The 17,814-nt window shown below is 61.3% G+C and carries 18 protein-coding genes and 1 pseudogene; 2 read left to right on the forward strand and 17 right to left on the reverse strand.

Annotation, left to right across the window (positions count from 1 at the left end):
- Nucleotides 1-47: 47 nt before the first annotated feature.
- From fliE to AC24R4_RS28035, 15 genes are all read right to left on the reverse strand, one after another.
- On the reverse strand, nucleotides 48-383 hold the full coding sequence (fliE, locus tag AC24R4_RS27965) for a flagellar hook-basal body complex protein FliE (RefSeq protein WP_487524115.1): 336 nt from the start codon (nucleotides 381-383) through the stop codon (nucleotides 48-50).
- Complete coding sequence (flgC, locus tag AC24R4_RS27970) at nucleotides 380-835, reverse strand: flagellar basal body rod protein FlgC (protein ID WP_487524116.1); 456 nt, start codon at nucleotides 833-835, stop codon at nucleotides 380-382. The genes fliE and flgC overlap by 4 nt, the downstream gene beginning before the upstream one ends.
- A gap of 7 nt (nucleotides 836-842) precedes the next feature.
- Complete coding sequence (locus AC24R4_RS27975; protein WP_487524117.1) at nucleotides 843-1,223, reverse strand: flagellar basal body rod protein FlgB; 381 nt, start codon at nucleotides 1,221-1,223, stop codon at nucleotides 843-845.
- Nucleotides 1,224-1,281: 58 nt separating this feature from the next.
- The gene (locus AC24R4_RS27980) at nucleotides 1,282-2,418 is read right to left on the reverse strand and encodes a flagellar basal body P-ring protein FlgI (protein ID WP_487524118.1); all 1,137 of its coding nucleotides are present in this window, start codon (nucleotides 2,416-2,418) and stop codon (nucleotides 1,282-1,284) included.
- A gap of 11 nt (nucleotides 2,419-2,429) precedes the next feature.
- Nucleotides 2,430-3,029: a flagellar basal body L-ring protein FlgH gene (locus AC24R4_RS27985; RefSeq protein ID WP_487524119.1), complete on the reverse strand. Its 600-nt coding sequence runs from the start codon at nucleotides 3,027-3,029 to the stop codon at nucleotides 2,430-2,432.
- 13 nt (nucleotides 3,030-3,042) lie between these two features.
- Entirely contained in the window at nucleotides 3,043-4,014 is a 972-nt protein-coding gene (gene flgA / locus AC24R4_RS27990) for a flagellar basal body P-ring formation chaperone FlgA (protein ID WP_487524120.1), read from the reverse strand.
- Between the two features lie 8 nt (nucleotides 4,015-4,022).
- Nucleotides 4,023-4,814 (reverse strand): flagellar basal-body rod protein FlgG, encoded by a 792-nt coding sequence (gene flgG, locus AC24R4_RS27995; RefSeq protein ID WP_487524121.1) that lies wholly within the window; start codon nucleotides 4,812-4,814, stop codon nucleotides 4,023-4,025.
- A gap of 35 nt (nucleotides 4,815-4,849) precedes the next feature.
- A complete protein-coding gene (locus tag AC24R4_RS28000) occupies nucleotides 4,850-5,614 on the reverse strand; it encodes a flagellar hook-basal body protein (protein WP_487524122.1) in 765 nt (254 codons plus the stop codon).
- 16 nt (nucleotides 5,615-5,630) lie between these two features.
- On the reverse strand, nucleotides 5,631-7,685 hold the full coding sequence (flhA, locus tag AC24R4_RS28005; RefSeq protein ID WP_487523997.1) for a flagellar biosynthesis protein FlhA: 2,055 nt from the start codon (nucleotides 7,683-7,685) through the stop codon (nucleotides 5,631-5,633).
- On the reverse strand, nucleotides 7,682-8,782 hold the full coding sequence (locus tag AC24R4_RS28010) for an EscU/YscU/HrcU family type III secretion system export apparatus switch protein (RefSeq protein WP_487523998.1): 1,101 nt from the start codon (nucleotides 8,780-8,782) through the stop codon (nucleotides 7,682-7,684). Before AC24R4_RS28010 ends, flhA begins: the two co-directional genes overlap by 4 nt.
- Nucleotides 8,782-9,549 (reverse strand): flagellar biosynthetic protein FliR, encoded by a 768-nt coding sequence (locus AC24R4_RS28015; protein WP_487523999.1) that lies wholly within the window; start codon nucleotides 9,547-9,549, stop codon nucleotides 8,782-8,784. Before AC24R4_RS28015 ends, AC24R4_RS28010 begins: the two co-directional genes overlap by 1 nt.
- A 19-nt stretch (nucleotides 9,550-9,568) precedes the next feature.
- A complete protein-coding gene (locus AC24R4_RS28020) occupies nucleotides 9,569-9,835 on the reverse strand; it encodes a flagellar biosynthetic protein FliQ (RefSeq protein ID WP_487524000.1) in 267 nt (88 codons plus the stop codon).
- 857 nt (nucleotides 9,836-10,692) lie between these two features.
- The gene (locus AC24R4_RS28025) at nucleotides 10,693-11,667 is read right to left on the reverse strand and encodes a toll/interleukin-1 receptor domain-containing protein (RefSeq protein WP_487524001.1); all 975 of its coding nucleotides are present in this window, start codon (nucleotides 11,665-11,667) and stop codon (nucleotides 10,693-10,695) included.
- A 416-nt stretch (nucleotides 11,668-12,083) separates the two neighbouring features.
- Nucleotides 12,084-12,788: an endonuclease NucS domain-containing protein gene (locus tag AC24R4_RS28030; RefSeq protein ID WP_487524002.1), complete on the reverse strand. Its 705-nt coding sequence runs from the start codon at nucleotides 12,786-12,788 to the stop codon at nucleotides 12,084-12,086.
- A gap of 162 nt (nucleotides 12,789-12,950) precedes the next feature.
- The gene (locus AC24R4_RS28035) at nucleotides 12,951-13,976 is read right to left on the reverse strand and encodes a hypothetical protein (protein WP_487524003.1); all 1,026 of its coding nucleotides are present in this window, start codon (nucleotides 13,974-13,976) and stop codon (nucleotides 12,951-12,953) included.
- Nucleotides 13,977-14,539: 563 nt separating this feature from the next.
- Here AC24R4_RS28035 and AC24R4_RS28040 point away from each other — a divergent pair.
- Together AC24R4_RS28040 and AC24R4_RS28045 are read left to right on the forward strand one after the other, a co-directional pair.
- Nucleotides 14,540-14,896 carry an H-NS histone family protein gene (locus AC24R4_RS28040; protein ID WP_487524004.1) on the forward strand — a complete coding sequence of 119 codons (357 nt, stop codon included), beginning with the start codon at nucleotides 14,540-14,542 and terminating at the stop codon, nucleotides 14,894-14,896.
- A gap of 506 nt (nucleotides 14,897-15,402) precedes the next feature.
- Complete coding sequence (locus tag AC24R4_RS28045) at nucleotides 15,403-16,743, forward strand: hypothetical protein (RefSeq protein WP_487524005.1); 1,341 nt, start codon at nucleotides 15,403-15,405, stop codon at nucleotides 16,741-16,743.
- 340 nt (nucleotides 16,744-17,083) lie between these two features.
- On the opposite strand, the pseudogene AC24R4_RS28050 reads toward AC24R4_RS28045, so the two are convergent.
- Both AC24R4_RS28050 and AC24R4_RS28055 read right to left on the reverse strand, forming a co-directional pair.
- Nucleotides 17,084-17,248: pseudogene (locus AC24R4_RS28050) on the reverse strand (SMODS domain-containing nucleotidyltransferase); the annotation flags it as partial.
- Nucleotides 17,248-17,778: a hypothetical protein gene (locus AC24R4_RS28055; protein ID WP_487524006.1), complete on the reverse strand. Its 531-nt coding sequence runs from the start codon at nucleotides 17,776-17,778 to the stop codon at nucleotides 17,248-17,250. The gene AC24R4_RS28055 and the pseudogene AC24R4_RS28050, both read right to left, overlap by 1 nt.
- Nucleotides 17,779-17,814 lie beyond the last annotated feature (36 nt).

A 17,814-nucleotide genomic window follows, 5' to 3' on the forward strand; every position in this document is an offset into this window, starting at 1 on the left:
TCATCCCCTGCATGTCGATTGTCATTTGTCCACGGTCCCCATGCGGCTTACACCTGCATGCGCATGACGTCCTGGTATGACTCCAGCAGCCGGTTGCGTACCTGCAGCATCAACTGGAACGCGATCTTGCTTTCCTCCAGGCGGATCATCACGTGGTGCAGGCTCTGGACATTGCCGACTGCAAGGTTCTGCATGTCCTGCTGGCTTGCCAGCAGCGACTGGTTCACCTGCTCCATGCCCGTGCTGACCATGCCCGCGAACGATGCCGGGCCGGTACGCACGGTGGAGCTTCCGGCCGCATCCACCGGCGCGGCCGCGGAAACTGTCGGCGAAACGATGGAGGCCGCCGCTGCGGCGACTTCGGCCAAGGCGGGGATGGTCATACGTTGCCTCCAATCTCCAGGGCCTTCAGCGCCATCGAGCGCGCCATGGTCAGCGCCGCCACGTTGGCCTCGTAGGCCCGCGTGGCCGCCATCATCGTCATCATCTCGGTCGCCGTGTCGACGCCGGGGTAGGCGACAAAGCCCTGGGCGTCGGCGTACGGATGCCCCGGCTCATATGCCCTGCGGGCCGGCATGGTGGTCGGTTCGATCCAGGCGGCGGGGGCGGACAACGCGCGGTCGACCATCGCGTTGAAGGCATTGCCGTCGGCGGCAACAGATGTGGCCATCTGTGGTGTGCGCGCGTATGACACCACCCGCATCGGCTGGAACGCGGTGCCGTTTGCGCCCGTCACCGTGCTGGCGTTGGCGAGATTGAGCGTGGAGACATCCACGCGCATGCGCTCCAGGCTCATGCCCACTGCGCTGACGGCGAAGGATTGCTGATAGTCCATGGGATGCCTATCGTTTGCCGTCCGAGACGGCGCTGGAGAGAATGGAAAGGTGCTTGTCGAGTGCGGCCGCGAGCGCCTGGTAGTGCAGCGCGTTCTCGGACATCGCCGCCACCTCCTGGTCGGGCTGCACGGTGGCCGCTGCACCGCTCGCGTCAAGCGCAGGCTGCAGCGACATGCGCACAGCGAACATCGAGGCCGGATCGGTCGCGGCCGTAGCCTGGCGTGCGCCGCCGTCTTCGATTCGTGCCGCGAAGCGCAGGCGCATCGGCACGTAGCCCGGCGTGTTGACGTTGGCGACATTGGCCGCCAATACCCGGTGCTGCAGCGACGCCGCATCGAGCGCCAGCGACAGCGCCGCCGTGGTGACCCCTTCGATTCCTGGAACCATCGTCCACCCCCTTTTCGTTAATGTCGTTCTGATCGCCGCAACGGACGTCCGACTTGTATTACTGCACCACCAGTTCCGCGTGCAAGGCCCCGGCGGCCTTGACGGCGCGCAGGATCGAAATGATGTCCCGCGTATTGGTCTTCATCTGCGCCAGTGCCTGCACGAGATCGGCCACCGTATTGTTGGTGGCCGCAACGAACGCCGGTGAATTGCGCTCCTCGACATCCACCCGCGAATTGGTGACGATAGCCGTGCGCACCCCCGGGTTGTACCCGTAGCCGACGAACATCGGCTGCGACGCCGTGTGATCTGTCACGATGGAGATCTTCAGGTCACCATGGGAAATCGCCACCCTGGCCAGCCGCACGTCGCCGCCGGTGACCACGGTGCCGGTGCGTTCGTTGATCACTACCTTGGCGCGCCGGTCCGGATCGACGGTCACGTTCTCGACGCGCGAGAAGAACTGCACCGCATGGCCGCGCTGCGCCTCGGGAATGTTGATCTGGATGCCGGAGGCATCGCGCGCTTCGGCCAATGGCGCACCCAACTGGGCGTTGATGGCATTGGCCACGCGGTTGGCCGTGGTGTAGTCCGGTTCCGACAGCACGAAGGTGATGTTCTGGCGTGCATCGACCATGTTGGCGTCGGTACCGACTTCCACCGTGGCGCCGGCAGGGATGGAACCCACGGTGGGATGGTTCTTTTGCACGACGTTGCCGTTGGCGTCGTACCGGTATCCCCCCACTGACAGCGGGCCCTGCGCCAGCGCGTAGATGCGGCCGTTGGGAGCCTTCATCGGGGTCAGCAACAGCGTGCCGCCGACCAGGCTGCGGGCATCGCCGGCAGAGGTGACCGTAACGTCCACAGTGTCGCCTTCGCGCGCGAACGTCGGCAGCGCGGCGGTGACCATGACCACGGCGACGTTGCGGCTCTGCACCTGTTCCGGCGGAATGGTCATGTTGAACTGCGAGAACACGTTGGCCAGCGCCTGCTTGGTGGAACGGTTGGTGGGGGCGTCTCCGGTGCCGGCCAAGCCCGTCACGATGCCGTAACCAACCAGCGCGTTCTCGCGCCAGCCATGCAGCTTGCCCAGGTCCTTGACGCGTACCGGCGCTTCGGTGGCCGCATAGGCCGTGGCGCCGAGCAATGCGATGCCGAGCATCGCGCAACGCATGCTGGCCAGGCAGGTAGTCATGAGGTTCTTCATCACAGGCCCAGGAAGTCCAGTACCTTGCGCCACCAGGCGCGCGTCTGCCGCTCGGACAAGTCGCCCTCGCCGACATAGGTGATGCGTGCGTCGGCAATGCGCGTGGACAGCACGACGTTGCCATCCGATATGTCCAGCGGGCGTACGCGGCCCTCCAGGTTGATGCGCTGCTGTTCGCCATTGATGACGAGCAACTGTTCCCCGCCAACGCGCAGATCGCCATTGGGCAGGATTTCCAGTACGCGCACCGTGAGCAGGGCCAGAACCTTCCCTGCCCGGCTTGTGCGTCCACCACCGTCGAAATCGCCAGCCACGCTGAGATTGGCCGCGAACGGCGGCGTGCGTGTCACGGTCAGGTTGCCGCCGACATCGTTCTTGCGCCGGGTGGCCGTATCCGCATTGGCAGCCGCCGACGCGTTTTCGTAGACCTGCACGGTAATGACGTCGTCCACGCGGAATGCCTTGTTGTCCGCCGTCAGCGGACGAAACCGCTGCTCGCTGAACAGGCTTTCCGCCGTTGCGGGCAGGCTGCTCGCACCCAGCACGACAGCCACGCCGAGCATCGTCGTCCATTTCCGCAGGCGATTTCTTGAGATCATGTCTGGCATTCCTTCACTGAACCAGTTCCACGGTGCCGTCTTCCACAACGCGCGCCAGGATGGGCGCTTTGCCGGCGGGCATGCGTACCTGGACACGGCCGCCGGGCCATCCGTCCTGAAGAACCTCGGCCCGCCCTTCAAGCGCGATGGCGCCGACATGGCTGCGCAGGGTCACCGTCTGGCCGCGCACCACTACGGGCATTGCCTGCACGGCCGCTTCCTGCAGCGGCGTGCCGGCCAATACGTTGTGGCGCGCGCGCGAGCCGTCCGGGATTGCAGTCACGGGCGCGCCGCCAAGCCGTGCGATATCGATCTGCCGGCGTTCGAAGTCATCGGTACGCAGCGCGCTTCCGGCCCGGACGTCACGCCGTGCGACCCACGCATCCTGGTAGACGTTGACATCGAAAGCGACCGATACCGTACGGATGAAATCGCCCGCGACCCACACGTCGATCCACACCACCATGCGGCGCGTGGCAAGCTGGTTGTCGGGAATCTCGCGCGGTCGCAACTCCAGGTTGCCGGCCGGCACGGCGAGCGGCTGGGTATCCTGCGCCGCCGAGACCGCAAAGCGTGCATGGCGCGCGTGCAGCCATGATTCCAGGCGCTGACGCGCGGCTGACTGAAGCTGGTCTGCTGTCAGCGCCTGCATGGCGCGCTCGATGCGGATGCGCGGGGCGCCCTCCCACGCGATAGCGCGTTCCGGCAGCTTCACGTGCGTCTGGACATAACGGGCCAGCGTTTTTGAGTCGACCATGACGGCCTCGCCGGTACGCGGCGCCGGCCCGATTGACATCGCCATGAGCTGCCGCAGCGTGTTGAGATCGTGCGTACGCAACTGCGCCACGTCGCCCAGTGCCACGTCTGCACGATGCACCTGCACGCGCTCCGGCAGCACCACATGCACGCTGGCGTCGGCATGGGCGGCGCCTGCACCCAGGCAGGCAAGCAGGACCGGCAGCAGGCGTTGAAGCACGCGTCGCATTGCCGGGCTCAACGACGCAGGTTGTTGATCATGCCGAGCATCTCGTCCGATGCCTGGGCGATCTTCACATTCGCTTCGTAGGCGCGCTGCGCCACCATCAGGCTCACCATCTCGTCAACCAGCTTCACATTGGAAGACTCCACAAAGCCCTGCTGGATCTGGGACGAGCCGTCGTCGCCGGCGCGCATGGCGATCGGCTCGCCGGCGTTGTCGTTGGTACGGTAAAGGTTGTCGCCCATCGGCGTGATGGCGGCGGCATTCGGAAACTTCACCAGCTCCAGCTGGCCCGCATCGGTTGCCGCGGATTGGCCGCTGATACGCACCATCACGTGGCCGTCGGAGGTGATCGTCATGTCCGTGGCGTTCTCGGGAATGGAGATGCCGGGCTTGAGCGGATAACCGCCGAGCGTGGACAGCATGCCATCCGGGTTGACCTTCAACGTGCCACCGCGGGTGAACGCGCGGCTGCCGTCGGGCATCTGCACTTCGATGAACCCCTGGCCCGCAATGGCGATGTCATAGGGCGAATCGGTCTTCTTCATGTCGCCGACATCCAGCACGCGGCCGGTGCTGGCGATGCCGACGCCCATGCCAGTGCGTGTGGCGGCACCCAGGCCGGCTACGGCGTCGATGCCAGCCGTGGTCAGTTGCCGGGTCTCCTGCGACACCAGATCCGAAAAGCTGACCCTCGACTTCTTGAATCCGGGTGTATTGACGTTGGCCAGGTTGTTGGCAATCGTGTCTACGTTGGTCTGCTGGGACTGCATGCCGGTGGCGGCAATATGGAGTGCGTCAAGCATGGCGGGTGCGCGTAGTCGTTGGAATGCGGAAAGGCTCAGCCTTCGCCGAGTTTGCGGATGGCCTGACCAACCATGTCGTCGTAGGCCTGGGTCATGCGCTGCAGCGATTCGAAGTGGCGCATCGTTTCCACGAGTTGCGACATCTCGGTCAGCGCACTGACATTGCTGTTTTCCAGGTAACCCTGGCGGACGGCCTGTGCAGTGTCGGGGGAGAGGGTCATGCCCTCGCCCTGCGCCCAGAGGCCGTCGCCGAGGCGGCGCAGAGACTTCGGATCGGAAAACGTCACGAGCTTCAACTGCCCTACCACGTTGTTTCCCTCGCGGATGACACCGGCCTGGTCGATCTTCGGATTCGGAGTGGTCAGCACGATCTCGCCACTGCGCCCCATGACAGCATTGCCACTAGCCGTCACCAACCGGCCACGCGTATCGAGCCGGAAGTCGCCGTTGCGGGTGTAGGCAGGGCCGGCATCTGTGGCGATCTCGAAAAATTCGGAACCGGTCAGCGCCACTTGCAGGCTCTGCCCCGTGGAACGCAGCGTACCGGCGCGTGTGTCCGACACGGTCAACGGCACGAGACGCCCTGCCGGATGCGATGCCAACGATGCGCCAGCAGGATCGGCAGCGGCCTGCCCTGCATCCACCTGCGCGGAAAACGGCAGCGTCGGCGTGCGGGGCATCGCGCCGACCTCGCGCCGGTAGCCCGGCGTCGAGGCGTTGGCCAGGTTCAGGGCGATGCGGTCGAGTCGGTCCGCATCGGTCTGCAGTCCGGTAAGTGCCACGGCCAGAGTCTGTTGCACAGTTTGTTCCTTCGTATCAGAGGCTCACAACACCAAACGACTTCAACTCCACCGCGTGCGGCACCTCGGCCATCGAGATCACGCGCAGGTGCGGCAAGACGCGTTCCGACAAGCTGCGGACATGACGCCGCAGTTCGGGCGCGCACAGCACCACGGGAAGGAGATTGCTCTTCATCATCTTTTCGGCGTGAAAGACGAGTCGCTGGATAAATTGCTCGGCCAGGCGGGGATCGAGCGCGAAATGCCCCCCGTTCTCGACCGCCTGCAGGTTTTGCAGGAATCCGGCTTCCATGGCGGCGTCCAGCGTCAGCACCTGCAGCGCACCGGCGTCGCCGGCCAGTGCCTGGCAGATTGCGGGGCCCAGGCGCTGGCGTACGGCCTCGGTCAATGCCAGGGGATCCTTGGTGGCGCGGCCCGCATCGGCCAGCGTTTCGAGAATGGCCTCGACGTGGCGGATGCTGACCTTCTCCCGCAGCAGATGCTGCAGCACCTTCTGCACATCCCCCAATGACAGCACCGTGGGAATCAGTTCCTCGACCAGGCCTGGATGGCTCTCGCGCACGCGTGCCAGCAGGCGTTCGGCTTCGGCGCGGGTAAGCAGCGTGGCCGATTCGCGGCGCAGGATTTCCGTCAGATGGGTCAGGAACACCGTTTGCGCGTCGACCAGCGTGAATCGCGCTGCCACGGCGGCGTCGCGCTGGGCGGCATCGATCCAGAGTGCCGGCAGCCCGTAGGTGGGATCCTTGGTCGGCTCGCCTGGAATGGCGCGCGTATCGCCTGACGGATGGATTGCCAGCAACTGCTCCATGCGCACTTCGGCCTTTGCCCGTACCACGCCGTCGATCTGGATCTCGTACTGGTTCGGGCCCAGCCGGGCCCCTTCGCGAAACCGCACGGGCGGGAGTACAAGGCCCAGATCCTGGGCGTGCTGCTTGCGGAACAGCGCGATGCGCTCCATGAACAGCCCGCCTTCCTGGCTGACAAGAGGCAGCCATGCAGTGCCCACGTGCACTTCGATCGGCTCCACGGCCAGTGCCGCGTAGCCCGTTTCGTCCTGGCTCCGGGGCTGCGCGTCGGACGCCGTGTCCGGGCTGTTGTTGTCCTGGGCGGCGCCCCGCCTGACACGGCGCGCAACCAGCGCGACGCTTACGACGAGCGCCAGCAGAACCAGGATCGGCACGGACGGTATGCCCGGCAACAGCACCAGCCCGCCCAAGGCACAGGCCACCAGCAGCAGCGTCTTCGGAAAGGACGTGATCTGGCGCAGCACTTCGTTGCTGAGATTGGCATCCGACGCCGAGCGCGTAACGATGATGCCGGTACCCACCGCAATCACCAGCGCCGGAACCTGGGTCACAATGCCGTCGCCAATCGTCAGCAACGTGTAGGTCTGCAAGGCTTCGGACCAGCGCATGCCGAACTGCATGGTGCCGATGACCAGGCCGCCGACGATGTTGATGAGCATGATGATGATGCCGGCAATGGCATCGCCCTTGACGAACTTGCTTGCGCCGTCCATCGCCCCGTAGAAAGCGGCTTCCTTCTCCAGGTTCTTGCGGCGGCGCTGGGCTTCCTCCTGGTCGATGAAGCCCATGTTCAGGTCGGCGTCGATGCTCATCTGCTGGCCTGGCATGCTGTCCAGCGTGAAGCGCGCAGCAACTTCCGACACCCGCTGCGCGCCGCTGGTCACCACTACATACTGCACCACAATCAGGATCAGGAACACGATAAGGCCGATCACATAGTTGCCGCCCACCACATAGGAACCAATGGCCGCAATCACCTTGCCGGCGTCAGCGTCCGCCAGGATCAGGCGCGTTGCCGCCACGTTGAGCGACAGCCGGAACAGCGTGGCGATCAGAAGCAGCGATGGAAACGTGGAAAACTCCACGGGTCGCGCCATGTAGAACGTCAGCAGCAGGATCAGGAACGCGAACGAAAAGTTCGTGAGGATCAGGAAATCCAGCAAGCCGCGCGGAATCGGCGCGAACAGCACCAGCAGGATGCCGAGTACCAGGCCAACCAGCAGCACATCGCCCTGGCCCGACAGCAATTGCCGCCAGTTGCTCATGACGTGGCCTCCTCTGCCGTCAACGACTGCGCCACCTGCCGGGAGCGCCGCATGGCGAGTACCCAGACCATGATGCGGGCCACATCGGCATAGAGTTCAGGCGGCACGTGCTGGCCGATGCCGACCCGGCGGAACAGCGCGCGCGCCAGTGGCCGGTTTTCCACGATGGGCACCGCCTGCGAGCGGCCTGCCTTGCGGATGGCCAGGGCAAGGGCTCCCGCGCCCTTTGCCACCACGCGCGGCGATTCCATCTGGCCGTGGCGATACTCGAGGGCCACGGCCAGGTGCGTGGGGTTGGCGATGATGACGTCCGCGCCGCCCGCCTCGCCGATGGCGCCTACCTTCCGTGCCATCTCCTGGCGCAGTTCGCGTTGCCGTTGCCGAATGCGTGGGTCGCCTTCGCGCTGCTTGTGTTCATCCTTGACCTCCCGCTTGCTCATGCGCATGCGCTGGGCAAACTGGCGTCGCGTGAACAACAGGTCCACCGCGGCGATCACGGTCAGGATGATGACCACCCGCAATCCGATGGCGCCCATGTCGTTGAGCACTGTTTCCACGTAGCGGCGCGGCGGCAAGGCTGCCAGATGGTGGAACTGCGGCAGAAGATCGGTCAATGCGTACCAGACCACCAGCGCCAGCAGCGTCAGCTTCACGCAGGAACGCAGCGCATGGAACAGTGTTCGCACCGAAAGCAGTTGCTTGAGGCCAGTCACCGGATTCAGCCGGGTCCAGTCGGGCTTGAGTGCCTTGGGCGCGAACATCGGCCCCGTCTGCAGCACGTTGCCGATGACGGCCGCAATCATCACCGTCACCAGGAACGGGGTCAGCGACCACACCAGATGATCGAGCGTGGCCGCCAGCAGTGCCATGATTTGCCCGCTGTCGCGGGCCGTGACGGCGCGTTGCACCAGCGCACTGTCGAAGCGGAACTCATGGAGAATGCCCTCGAGCCCGCGCGCGTGCAGCGTGGCGATGACGACGGCCATGACCAGCGTACCCGTCACCTCCTGGCTCCTGGGCACCTGGCCCTGTTCGCGCGCGCGCTCCAGCTTGTAGGCCGAAGCGGCTTCGCTCTTGTCGAAGTCTTCGTCAGCCATTATCGGAACAATGCCTCCCAGTTGCGAAACACGGTATTGAAGATGCGTGCCACATAGTCACCGGCCGAGCCGAGCCAGACTGCCAGCGCACCCAGGCCGACGATGACCTTGATCGGCATGCCGAGCACGAACATGTTCATCTGGGGCAGATTGCGGGCAAGCAGCGCCAGTCCAAGTTCCACCAGAAGCAGGCATGTGACGACGGGCGCCACGAGGGCGAAGCCCAGGACGAATACGCCCGATACATGACGCAGCACGGCCGGCAGGCTCTGCTGGATCGCCCAGGGCGCACCGATCGGAAAGTGTTCGAAGCTGTAGGCCAGCGCACGCAGCAACGTGTGGTGGGCGTTCAGGGCGAAGAAGCACAGAACGGCGAGCTGCGTCATGGCACCGGTCAGCAGCGGCAGGTTCTGGCGCGTGGCCGGATCGAACAACTGGCCCATGCCGAACCCGATCTGGATGTCGAGCACGCGCCCGGCAACAGAAAACGTGGCAAACGCCAGCAGGATGCCGAGGCTCAGCAGGACGCCTACGGATACCTCGAGGCAGGCGGCCTCGAACAGCGAGGACAGGTCGGCGTGCCCCCGGTAGCTGGCAGAGGGCAACGCTTGAGACAACGCTGCCGCGATGCCAAGGATCACCAGGACGCGAACGACAGCCGGCATCGGAATGGCAGACAGCACTGGTGTCATGGCGAACACCATGCCAATGCGGATGCTGACCAGTAGCACCGATACGACCCACGAGCCATAGGCGAGACTTCCCACTGTGAACTCCGGCCGACGGTCAGAACAAGGAAGGAATACTGGTCCAAAGCTGCGTGCAATAGCTGGTGAGCTTGCGCAGCATCCACGGACCCAGAGCGATCAGTACGATTCCCGAAGCGATGAGCTTAGGAACGAAGGTGAGCGACATTTCCTGGACTTGTGTCACAACCTGCAGGAGGCTGATGACCAATCCAACTGTCATGATGACCGCCAGCAGCGGTAGACAGACCGTCAGGCCCGTCCACAACAGACCCGACACCATGCGTAACGCGAGATCCGCGTGCATAACCGACCCTACCCTTCTTATCGCCATTCTTGGCTGTTTGTTCTTTGGCCGCCCGACCGTCTGAGCGGTATGCGGCTGATGTTTCCAACAGCGCCCTGTCTCTGCACGTTCCGAAGGACGGAATCACATATGTTCTGCAAACATGGCGCGGTCGCAATTGTGCAATTTGCAATTTGGCTGAACAAGCCCAACTTTCTTCGGGTAGGCGAATATTGGCGCTAAACCCATCATCGAGCGGCGTGTGCAGCACTAAAGATGTATGTAAGGTCTCTGTTAGCTAGCAGAGATGCAGCAATTGATGTGTTTTAGCCACAGTTGTTACTTTAGTAGGATACTTAAAGCGGTCCAGAGCACGCCAAGACATCCCGTTACACTGTCGGGATCTTCCTTGTCTGGCGAAGAATGCCATACCTGTGCCATTGAGCCACGGCCGGCAACGGCCCGCATCCCGGGTCGTCCGGCAGCACTGAATGGCCCGATGGGCTGACCGCAATTTATGTTAAATGCGGTGCGTAGGTTGGAACCGCGTTCTAGTGTAGGGTCGGCGTAATCTGCACCGCGACGACCTTGCTTGCCGCCGAGGAGTAAGTCGCCTTCCCACTGACCTGGTATGGCTGGGTCTTCAACGGTAGCGGGTCGTTCGCTGATAGAAACGGTTTCGCGGATTCCCTTGGTGGGCCTCCGCAAACAGCCTGAACGGTCGTTGTTTTGACCTTGAACCCTGGAGATGTCGGCTCTGGCCGCCGGGCGTGCTTAGGACCCGGAGTTCTCATGGACAACTCGGTGGCGGCGCTGCCCCTGGGGAATAAGAAAAACTCAGCTCGTTCTGTCAGTGAGGAGAGCGAGCGGAGAATCGTTCATGCCTTAGCGGTGATTCCGGAAAGCACCTTCGACATTGGCCCCTCCTTGACAAGTTGCGTCGCAAGTTCAAACACCTTCGGATCGATCTGGGACACATCCAGCGAGGCGAACGATGAACTCCTGTCGATGTTCCAGTGCTGAAAGACCTCCTTCAGTTCTGACCATCCGGCCTCAGAACCAAAAACTCGAAGGTAGAACTTGCCAAACTCAATTGCATGACGGCGATCAGCGTTGCGTAACGATTCGTTCGCGTAGGTCTTACCAAGGGAGAACGCGTACTTCGCGGCTGCTCCGAGTAGCGTGATGACAAGGACTGTTCTGATAGCTGAGAAAGCAAAATCTACCCAGCCAAGGGACGCTTGCGAAGGTAAAGAGTGGGCTGCGCCGAAGACGGAAAACGCGATACCAGCGAGGAGCGCGATGAACCCAAGAATGTTCCAGCAAATGCTCCACCGTCCATTGCTTCGCTCAAGCGAGGCCAGCCGCGCAAGAGCGTCGTCAATGTATTGCGGAGCACTGTTTTCAATCCGCCGCGAGAAGAGCGCGACGGCTTCTTCCTTCGCGGCCTTCCGTCCCACAAACGCGGAAACTGCACGCTCAATCTGTGAAACCACATACGAAAGATCCCGACCGGTTGCATTGATCGCCAACACGTCGGCAACTATTGACGGAATCTCGGTCAAATCAAGCAGAACGGGGATTACAACCATGCGCCCTGATTCACCTGCGTAGGCACGCGCCGCTCCCAACTCAGCCATGACGTGGGGTGAGTTCAACGAGCGCGGGGAAAGCAGTACAACGAGAGCTTCGGATTTCTTCAGCCCTTCTCCCAGCTTTCCTCGCCATTCATCTCCAGGCGCAAGCGAATCGACATCAACAACGATGTCATGACCGTTCGATGCGAGTGCTTCGGACAAGCTCAAAGCAAAGCCTCGATCCTGCTGCGTATAGGAAATAAATATTCTCGGCATTTGCTAGTTCATCAGGGCCAAACCAGGTGTTAAGGATAAACACACTGTTGGCGTGCCTTCGATTGTCAGGGTGAAGTGTACCCTGCAGGATGTCAGTGGCCTGCTGAATATCTTTCAGGACAGGCCTCCAACTAGTTTTTCTTCATATTGCACGGAAGTTCACGGAATTCACCCTGACACTTGGGACGGCTGGAGCCAAGTGAAAGGTGCTGCTCCACCTCCGCTATTGCGGGATAGCTCCTGGTCGTCTGTTACCAGTGTCCCGCCGGCCATCCAAGCCTTCTCAGCGCCAGCCACAGCCGCGTTCTAGTGCTTGAGGGTCTTTGTTGGACCATCACAGGATTCTTGCAGTCCGTCCCTTACATTCTTGTTCCAATGGTAGAAGGTTATCGTTTCGAGCATCGTAGATTTTCTCTTTAGTCTTCGACAGCGATAGAATCAAAAGCGAACTGAACGCGATAGCGGACCAGCTCGAGATCTTTTACGGCCTCCGCGGCGTAGCGAACCGGCTCCGGAAAGTCGCCGGCAATGAGCATCCCGCGAGGCGGCTTCTGATCCTGCCGAGCGTACCAGCCAAGGTAGCGGGCGATCTGCCCCACCGCAGCGTCTTTGGCATCCCCCACCTTCAATTCGATGACGACACGGCGGCCCTTTCCATCTTCCGCAAGGATGTCCACGCGGCCGACGTCGATCACAACTTGACGCTCCACGAATCGCAATCCCTTCTCAAGCATGCCCAGATTTCGAATCAAATGTTCTTCCACATCCCGCTCGAAGCTTATCGACGCCTCGACGCGCTGCTCGATCGCATCGACGGTCTCGACTTCCTCTTCGATCAAGGGGTCTTCGGCAACCGGCGCCCAAACGTTTGGCCCGTGCTTGCCTTCGTCGTAGATGAAGAAGCGACCGTCGTTGGCTCGATAGAGAAACTTCTCTGCTGACTTGTGATGCAGATATGCCTTCGGCTGGTTAACGGCGCATCCATAGAGATGCGCTGTCAGCGTGCCGGGCGTCCATTTGCCCGGGTAAGCAGATTTGATATGGTTTCGAATCTCGCGCGACGTGACGCCGATGGGCGAGGATTCAACGAAGTGGCGGACAGCACCGGCCATGGTTGCCATGGGGATTCCCGATTTGCTCTGGGTTGTAGGAAGGTGTCCAAAACTAAGCACGCCGATGGAACCCACCAAAATTTATCATCAGCAGGGACCGCGAATAGTTGAGGCGGCTTTGTGCACACAGCGCTGCAACCGGGTCGCGTGAATGCGGCCCGGCATACTTTCTTAGCTGACTCGCTCCGAAGGAACCGTAGCCTGGGAGTTTCCCGCTGCAGAGGATCTTTGGTCGCTCAACTGACTAGTCGGCAGCCTGCGACGCATGTAGCGATCAATTTTATTGACATACCGCCCGATTTTTCCGTCAACACGGGCTGTCCCCATGCCTCGAAGTGGAACAAGGCAAAACAACCATAGCCCAACGAACAGCAACATTATCGCGAGCACAACGTTTCCGGCGAGATGACGTGGGTCGGCGCTCACCCAGTAGTACTGTCTTCCGATGATCTCGATGCTAAGTACAATTGCCGATGCGCTGATAAGTGCCTTAGCAATCAGCAGCGTGACCCACTTCCAAGCCTGAGATATAAAGCGAGGGCTCTGAGCAGAGCCGCTGATGCCGGAAAATATATATGCAAAACACTGAGTTGACACAAAAAAAACGAGCAGCCCAATAAGCGCCCAAAATTCCGGCCCAATATCGAGAAAGAAATTTGCACCAGCCAGAATCAGCTCCGCTGTTCGATTTTGTGGTTTGCCGTCAAAGGCGAAGATGCCGCTCTCACCGGCCGCAACAAAAATACCTGCACTCCCAAATAAGGCACCAAAATATGCCACCCACATTGGGTAGATCACCTCCGGCTCGGTCTTCGCCTTCTCATTGAGCACGAAGAACGTGAAGAACATCATGATAGCGGCCGCTACGATTAGGACGCTGAACGGAAACGCAACAGAGAGCCGCGATAGCCAAGTTTGCTTCGTGATGGCGGTTTTTTGGCACCCGGTTAGCAGTTCATAACGACGATCTAACGGATGATCGACGATGGTCTGACCCTCTATCCCTTCACCAAAATCGAGTTCGTACCCTTGCCATTCTGCGTCGAATTCAGAGATCTTAATGGATCCCGTGGTGCTGTCAGATACAGTTACACGCTTTCCTGCAACTTCAATTCTTAGATTCCCTGCTTGATTACGATACTCGCCGTCGAACTGAGGTACGAAATACCATACGGGCAAAGCAATCCCGATCACCACCAGCCCTACTCGGACCAGAACTGTCTTAATACTGCTCCACGTAAGAGCCGACGCGACGCGGTCGAGCGCCGCCCATATCCGCTTTCTGAGATTCCTCGATGCGGGTCCACTTAATTCTTCCTGAGGCGCAGGGGAAGGCGTCGAATGCATGATCGCGATAAGAAGGGACTTACAATGAATGTAAGAACGCCGTCGAGCGTCCTAAAAACGAGTTCTGAGAACGTAAAAATTCCCGCGTCGAAAACATGCGGGAAGAAGTCTTTGGATTTTCTCACGGATAGAGAATTGTGAACGTTTTTTTCGCATTTTTCCACCCTCTCCCTTTCTACCTTACGGTTTCTTCCGAGATGCTTGTTCCGTGAGCAGCCCTGAGATGACTTGGCTATCGGTTGTTGGCGCGTCATCTGGAGGGGTAGTTGGGGTACAAAGGCTAGGCGGAATTCGATGTAGAAGGGATTCTCTGACTAGTGGGTGAGGGTCGTCCGTCCCTATGCAAATCCGCACTCCATTTGAAAATGGAGTAAATTAACGCTTCTGCGGGGCTTCCTATGAAGGATAAATACATGGCTACCTACAAGCAGTTGTTGGCCCAGAAGGAAGCACTGGAAGTCCAGTTCGCCGACGCACGTTCGACTGAGGTGGCGGGGGTGATCCAACAGATCCAGAAATTAATGGGAGCGTACGGTCTGTCGACCGACGACATCATCGGAAATCGTCGCCGTAGTCGACCGGCCGGCCTCGGAACCGCCAAGGCAGTTAAAAAGCCTATGCCACCGAAGTATCGCGATCCGAAGACGGGAAAAACCTGGTCCGGTCGCGGCCATACTCCGGCGGGGCTTGGAAAGAACCGGACTTGGGTACGTAGCCCTACTCGCGCATTCTGGCTGAAGTACGCCGGTCGCTTATGGTCACTTCTCTAGCCCCCCCGAGCACCGGAGCAATCGTGGGCTCTTCCGCAGCCTATCCGACTGACTGTTGCTGTGAAGGGGGACTGGCGGCTATTCCGGCGCAGCGACTCGTGGTACTGCTTCGCAATCGGGTCGAGGCTTGCTCGGCGTTCACTCGCGTTACGGCCTGCACACTCGCGCTGTCACAGTATTTCGTGACATGTTGGCTTCAGCCACTTCGTCACCTCCATAGTTGCTCCGGATGCTTCCGGCTGGAGCGGTTGCCGGGTGGGGCTTGCACCTACTCGAAAAACGCCGCCTTAGCACGGCGCACGCCAGATGCGGTCGTATCAAAAACTCAACCGATTGTGTGCGATCGTCGTTGAACGTACACTTTCGTCCGCGCGCGTTAACGGCGCGTTAACGGTGAGTCGGCGCAGCTATGGGAACGAAGCCTGTTTCTACCCGTCACTACTCGGGTGGGCGGGCCTTGTGCCCGATGAGACCATCCGCGACCCAAGAACAATAACGAGGGCTACATGCATCCTGTACTGGTCCAGATTCAAGAGGAACTCCGCAAGGTCATTGCCCAATTGCAGGCCCACCTGGGCAGCGACGAGCCATTGGGAACCGTACACAATAACTGGAGCTTCCCAGGTCTCACCCGCACCGAGCTGATTGAGGAGGCGCAGTCGATCGTCGACCTCATCGACGAACGCGGCGGTGACGACCTCGGCAGCGCCGAATCCCGCATCAAGGACTATGTGCGGCGACTGACGCATCTGCACGCGAGCACCATTCCCAACATGTGGGGCAATGCCAACCAGGCCGTCACCGCCTACCTGCTCACGCTCGAGGGCTTGCGCAAGGCACTAGCCCCGGTCCTCGCCGACGACGCGGTCGCCAAGGCTGCCGAAGCCGCCATCCAGTTACGCCGGCTCGCCACCAAGATCCGTGGTCTCGAAGCGCGGCTCGCGAACGTCGAGCCGCGCACCGCGACCCTTTCGGGCATGGTCGAGCGCATCGAGAAAGCATACAGCGCTGCCGACCAACTTCCGACGGACCTCGAGTCGCTCGCCGAGGCTCGGCAGGAGCTCTCAGCCATCCTGAAGGCGTCTGCCGAGGAAGGCACCCGAATCGCTGACACGCGCAAGGAGGCGAGTGCGCTCGAGGCGGATTTGCGCCAGAAACAGAAAGAAGCCGGCGAGGTCCTCGAGCGGTGCGAAACGGCGTATTCGGCCTCCACCAGCGTAGGCCTCGCCGCCGCCTTCACGGAGCGCTCCGAGTCCCTTTCGAAATCAATGTGGTTCTGGGTGGGCGGTCTCATTGCCGCCCTCTCGCTGGGCAGTTACTTCGGTTCGCAGCAACTCCACTCGCTCTCGGAGCTGTTCCGCCAACCCAATGCCCCGACCTCGGTCCTGGTTCTCAATTTCGCCCTGTCGCTGCTGTCGGTCGGCGCGCCCGTCTGGTTCTCCTGGCTGGCCACCAAGCAGGTCGGGCAGCGCTTCCGGCTTTCCGAGGACTATGCCTTTAAGGCGTCGATCTCGCGGGCCTACGAAGGCTTCCGCCGCGAGGCCGCGCGCTTCGATAAGGACATGGAAAGCCGCGTGCTGGCCTCGGCCCTGACGCGGCTGGACGAGTTGCCCTTGCGCCTGGTGGAAACCGAAACGCACGGCAGCCCCTGGCACGAGTTCGCGTCGTCCGACGCCGTTAAGCAGGCGATGCGCGTGGTTCCGGGCTTTTCCGGTCAGGTGAAGGACCTGGCGGAACAGGGCATCGCCGCGGTAGCCTCGACCCGGACCAAGCCGAAGGCACCGGCCAGTGCAGGTCCCAGTGCAACTACCATAGCACCGGCCAGCTCGGCCGCTAACGCGGAGTAGCAGGGTCCTAGCGGGCTATCTGACCTTTGGACGACGGAGTCGTTGCCCCGCCGCATCCGACAGAGACGCCGGAGTGGAGCGTGTCACCCTTTCGCCATCGCTTCTACATTAGTGCCTTCTGAGTTTCGGTGTATAAATCCGGCGCCTTTTGTTTCATTTGCAGCACCTCCACAGCCTACGTAGCGTCTGCGTGTTGCATAGACCCATTAAATCCACGTCTGACTCCCGCCATTTCGGCCGGTGGGACGTCTGCTGAGGGCTGGCGTGGGGCACCGCTGTACGAGCTGACCAGAGAGTCAGGAACCCCCAAACCCTGGTCCACCCAATAGCCGCCCGGGAAGGTGTACCGGGCGTAGGAGCCAGTGAGGAAGTCCCGCTGAATTGAGAACTTCGACCGGATGTGCTCCCGAACTTCAGTGTGGCGCTTTGACGCGTTTGCTTGCTCGCGGTCGTTAAGTTCAAGCCTGGACTTAAACTTGCGGAATGCATCGTCGAGGGAAATCATCAGCGGGTCCTCCAGTACGCAGCGCTCGCGCCGAGGCCGCTATGTTCAACAGTTGAGCCTAGGGTCCGGCGCACCATGCCTTCGGTTGAGCGGGACGAGCAAGGGCCCCAGCCATCAACGTCCGGCCGCCCGGCCTTGGTCCTCAGAATCACCGCATACCTTGCGTTCTCAGGTGCCACGCCGGCCTGGATCCAGGATAGGTCGTCAGTAGCGACAACCACTGACACCTGCCAGTTTCCCTTGGTCGCATCGAGCCCCAGTTTCGCTTCATTGCCGCTTGATTCATCAAGTGCGTCATCGTCGTACAGGCAATAGATGCGGGTACGCGGACCTTCGCAGGTCACGACAATGGGGCTGGACTTCGGCGTTTGGTCAGTGATGGCACTTGCCACAATCCCTGTCACGCTCAACAGTTCCTTGCGGGCCTCGTCGTTCGAGTTGCCAGCTGTGATCAACTCGACGATGGCAGTCCAAGTGTCAGCTGCGTCCCGCGACGGAACGCTACGAAAATCTCGACGGACGGTGTTCATTTGCTGGCCTCCTTGCGCGAGCGTGCCGCCTTCGCA

Source organism: Cupriavidus sp. CER-90, assembly GCF_057652055.1.

Excerpts from the sequence above, each read along its gene's own strand:
- AC24R4_RS28045 (WP_487524005.1), top strand. The coding sequence starts at position 15,403 with ATGCATCCTGTACTGGTCCAGATTCAAGAGGAACTCCGCAAGGTCATT.
- flgG (WP_487524121.1), bottom strand. The coding sequence starts at position 4,814 with ATGCTTGACGCACTCCATATTGCCGCCACCGGCATGCAGTCCCAGCAG.
- flgA (WP_487524120.1), bottom strand. The coding sequence starts at position 4,014 with ATGCGACGCGTGCTTCAACGCCTGCTGCCGGTCCTGCTTGCCTGCCTG.
- AC24R4_RS28025 (WP_487524001.1), bottom strand. The coding sequence starts at position 11,667 with ATGCCGAGAATATTTATTTCCTATACGCAGCAGGATCGAGGCTTTGCT.
- AC24R4_RS27975 (WP_487524117.1), bottom strand. The coding sequence starts at position 1,223 with ATGGTTCCAGGAATCGAAGGGGTCACCACGGCGGCGCTGTCGCTGGCG.
- flgC (WP_487524116.1), bottom strand. The coding sequence starts at position 835 with ATGGACTATCAGCAATCCTTCGCCGTCAGCGCAGTGGGCATGAGCCTG.
- AC24R4_RS28010 (WP_487523998.1), bottom strand. The coding sequence starts at position 8,782 with ATGGCTGACGAAGACTTCGACAAGAGCGAAGCCGCTTCGGCCTACAAG.
- fliE (WP_487524115.1), bottom strand. The coding sequence starts at position 383 with ATGACCATCCCCGCCTTGGCCGAAGTCGCCGCAGCGGCGGCCTCCATC.
- AC24R4_RS27985 (WP_487524119.1), bottom strand. The coding sequence starts at position 3,029 with ATGATCTCAAGAAATCGCCTGCGGAAATGGACGACGATGCTCGGCGTG.
- AC24R4_RS28020 (WP_487524000.1), bottom strand. The coding sequence starts at position 9,835 with ATGCACGCGGATCTCGCGTTACGCATGGTGTCGGGTCTGTTGTGGACG.
- AC24R4_RS28030 (WP_487524002.1), bottom strand. The coding sequence starts at position 12,788 with ATGGCAACCATGGCCGGTGCTGTCCGCCACTTCGTTGAATCCTCGCCC.
- AC24R4_RS27980 (WP_487524118.1), bottom strand. The coding sequence starts at position 2,418 with ATGACTACCTGCCTGGCCAGCATGCGTTGCGCGATGCTCGGCATCGCA.
- AC24R4_RS28055 (WP_487524006.1), bottom strand. The coding sequence starts at position 17,778 with ATGAACACCGTCCGTCGAGATTTTCGTAGCGTTCCGTCGCGGGACGCA.
- AC24R4_RS28040 (WP_487524004.1), top strand. The coding sequence starts at position 14,540 with ATGGCTACCTACAAGCAGTTGTTGGCCCAGAAGGAAGCACTGGAAGTC.
- flhA (WP_487523997.1), bottom strand. The coding sequence starts at position 7,685 with ATGAGCAACTGGCGGCAATTGCTGTCGGGCCAGGGCGATGTGCTGCTG.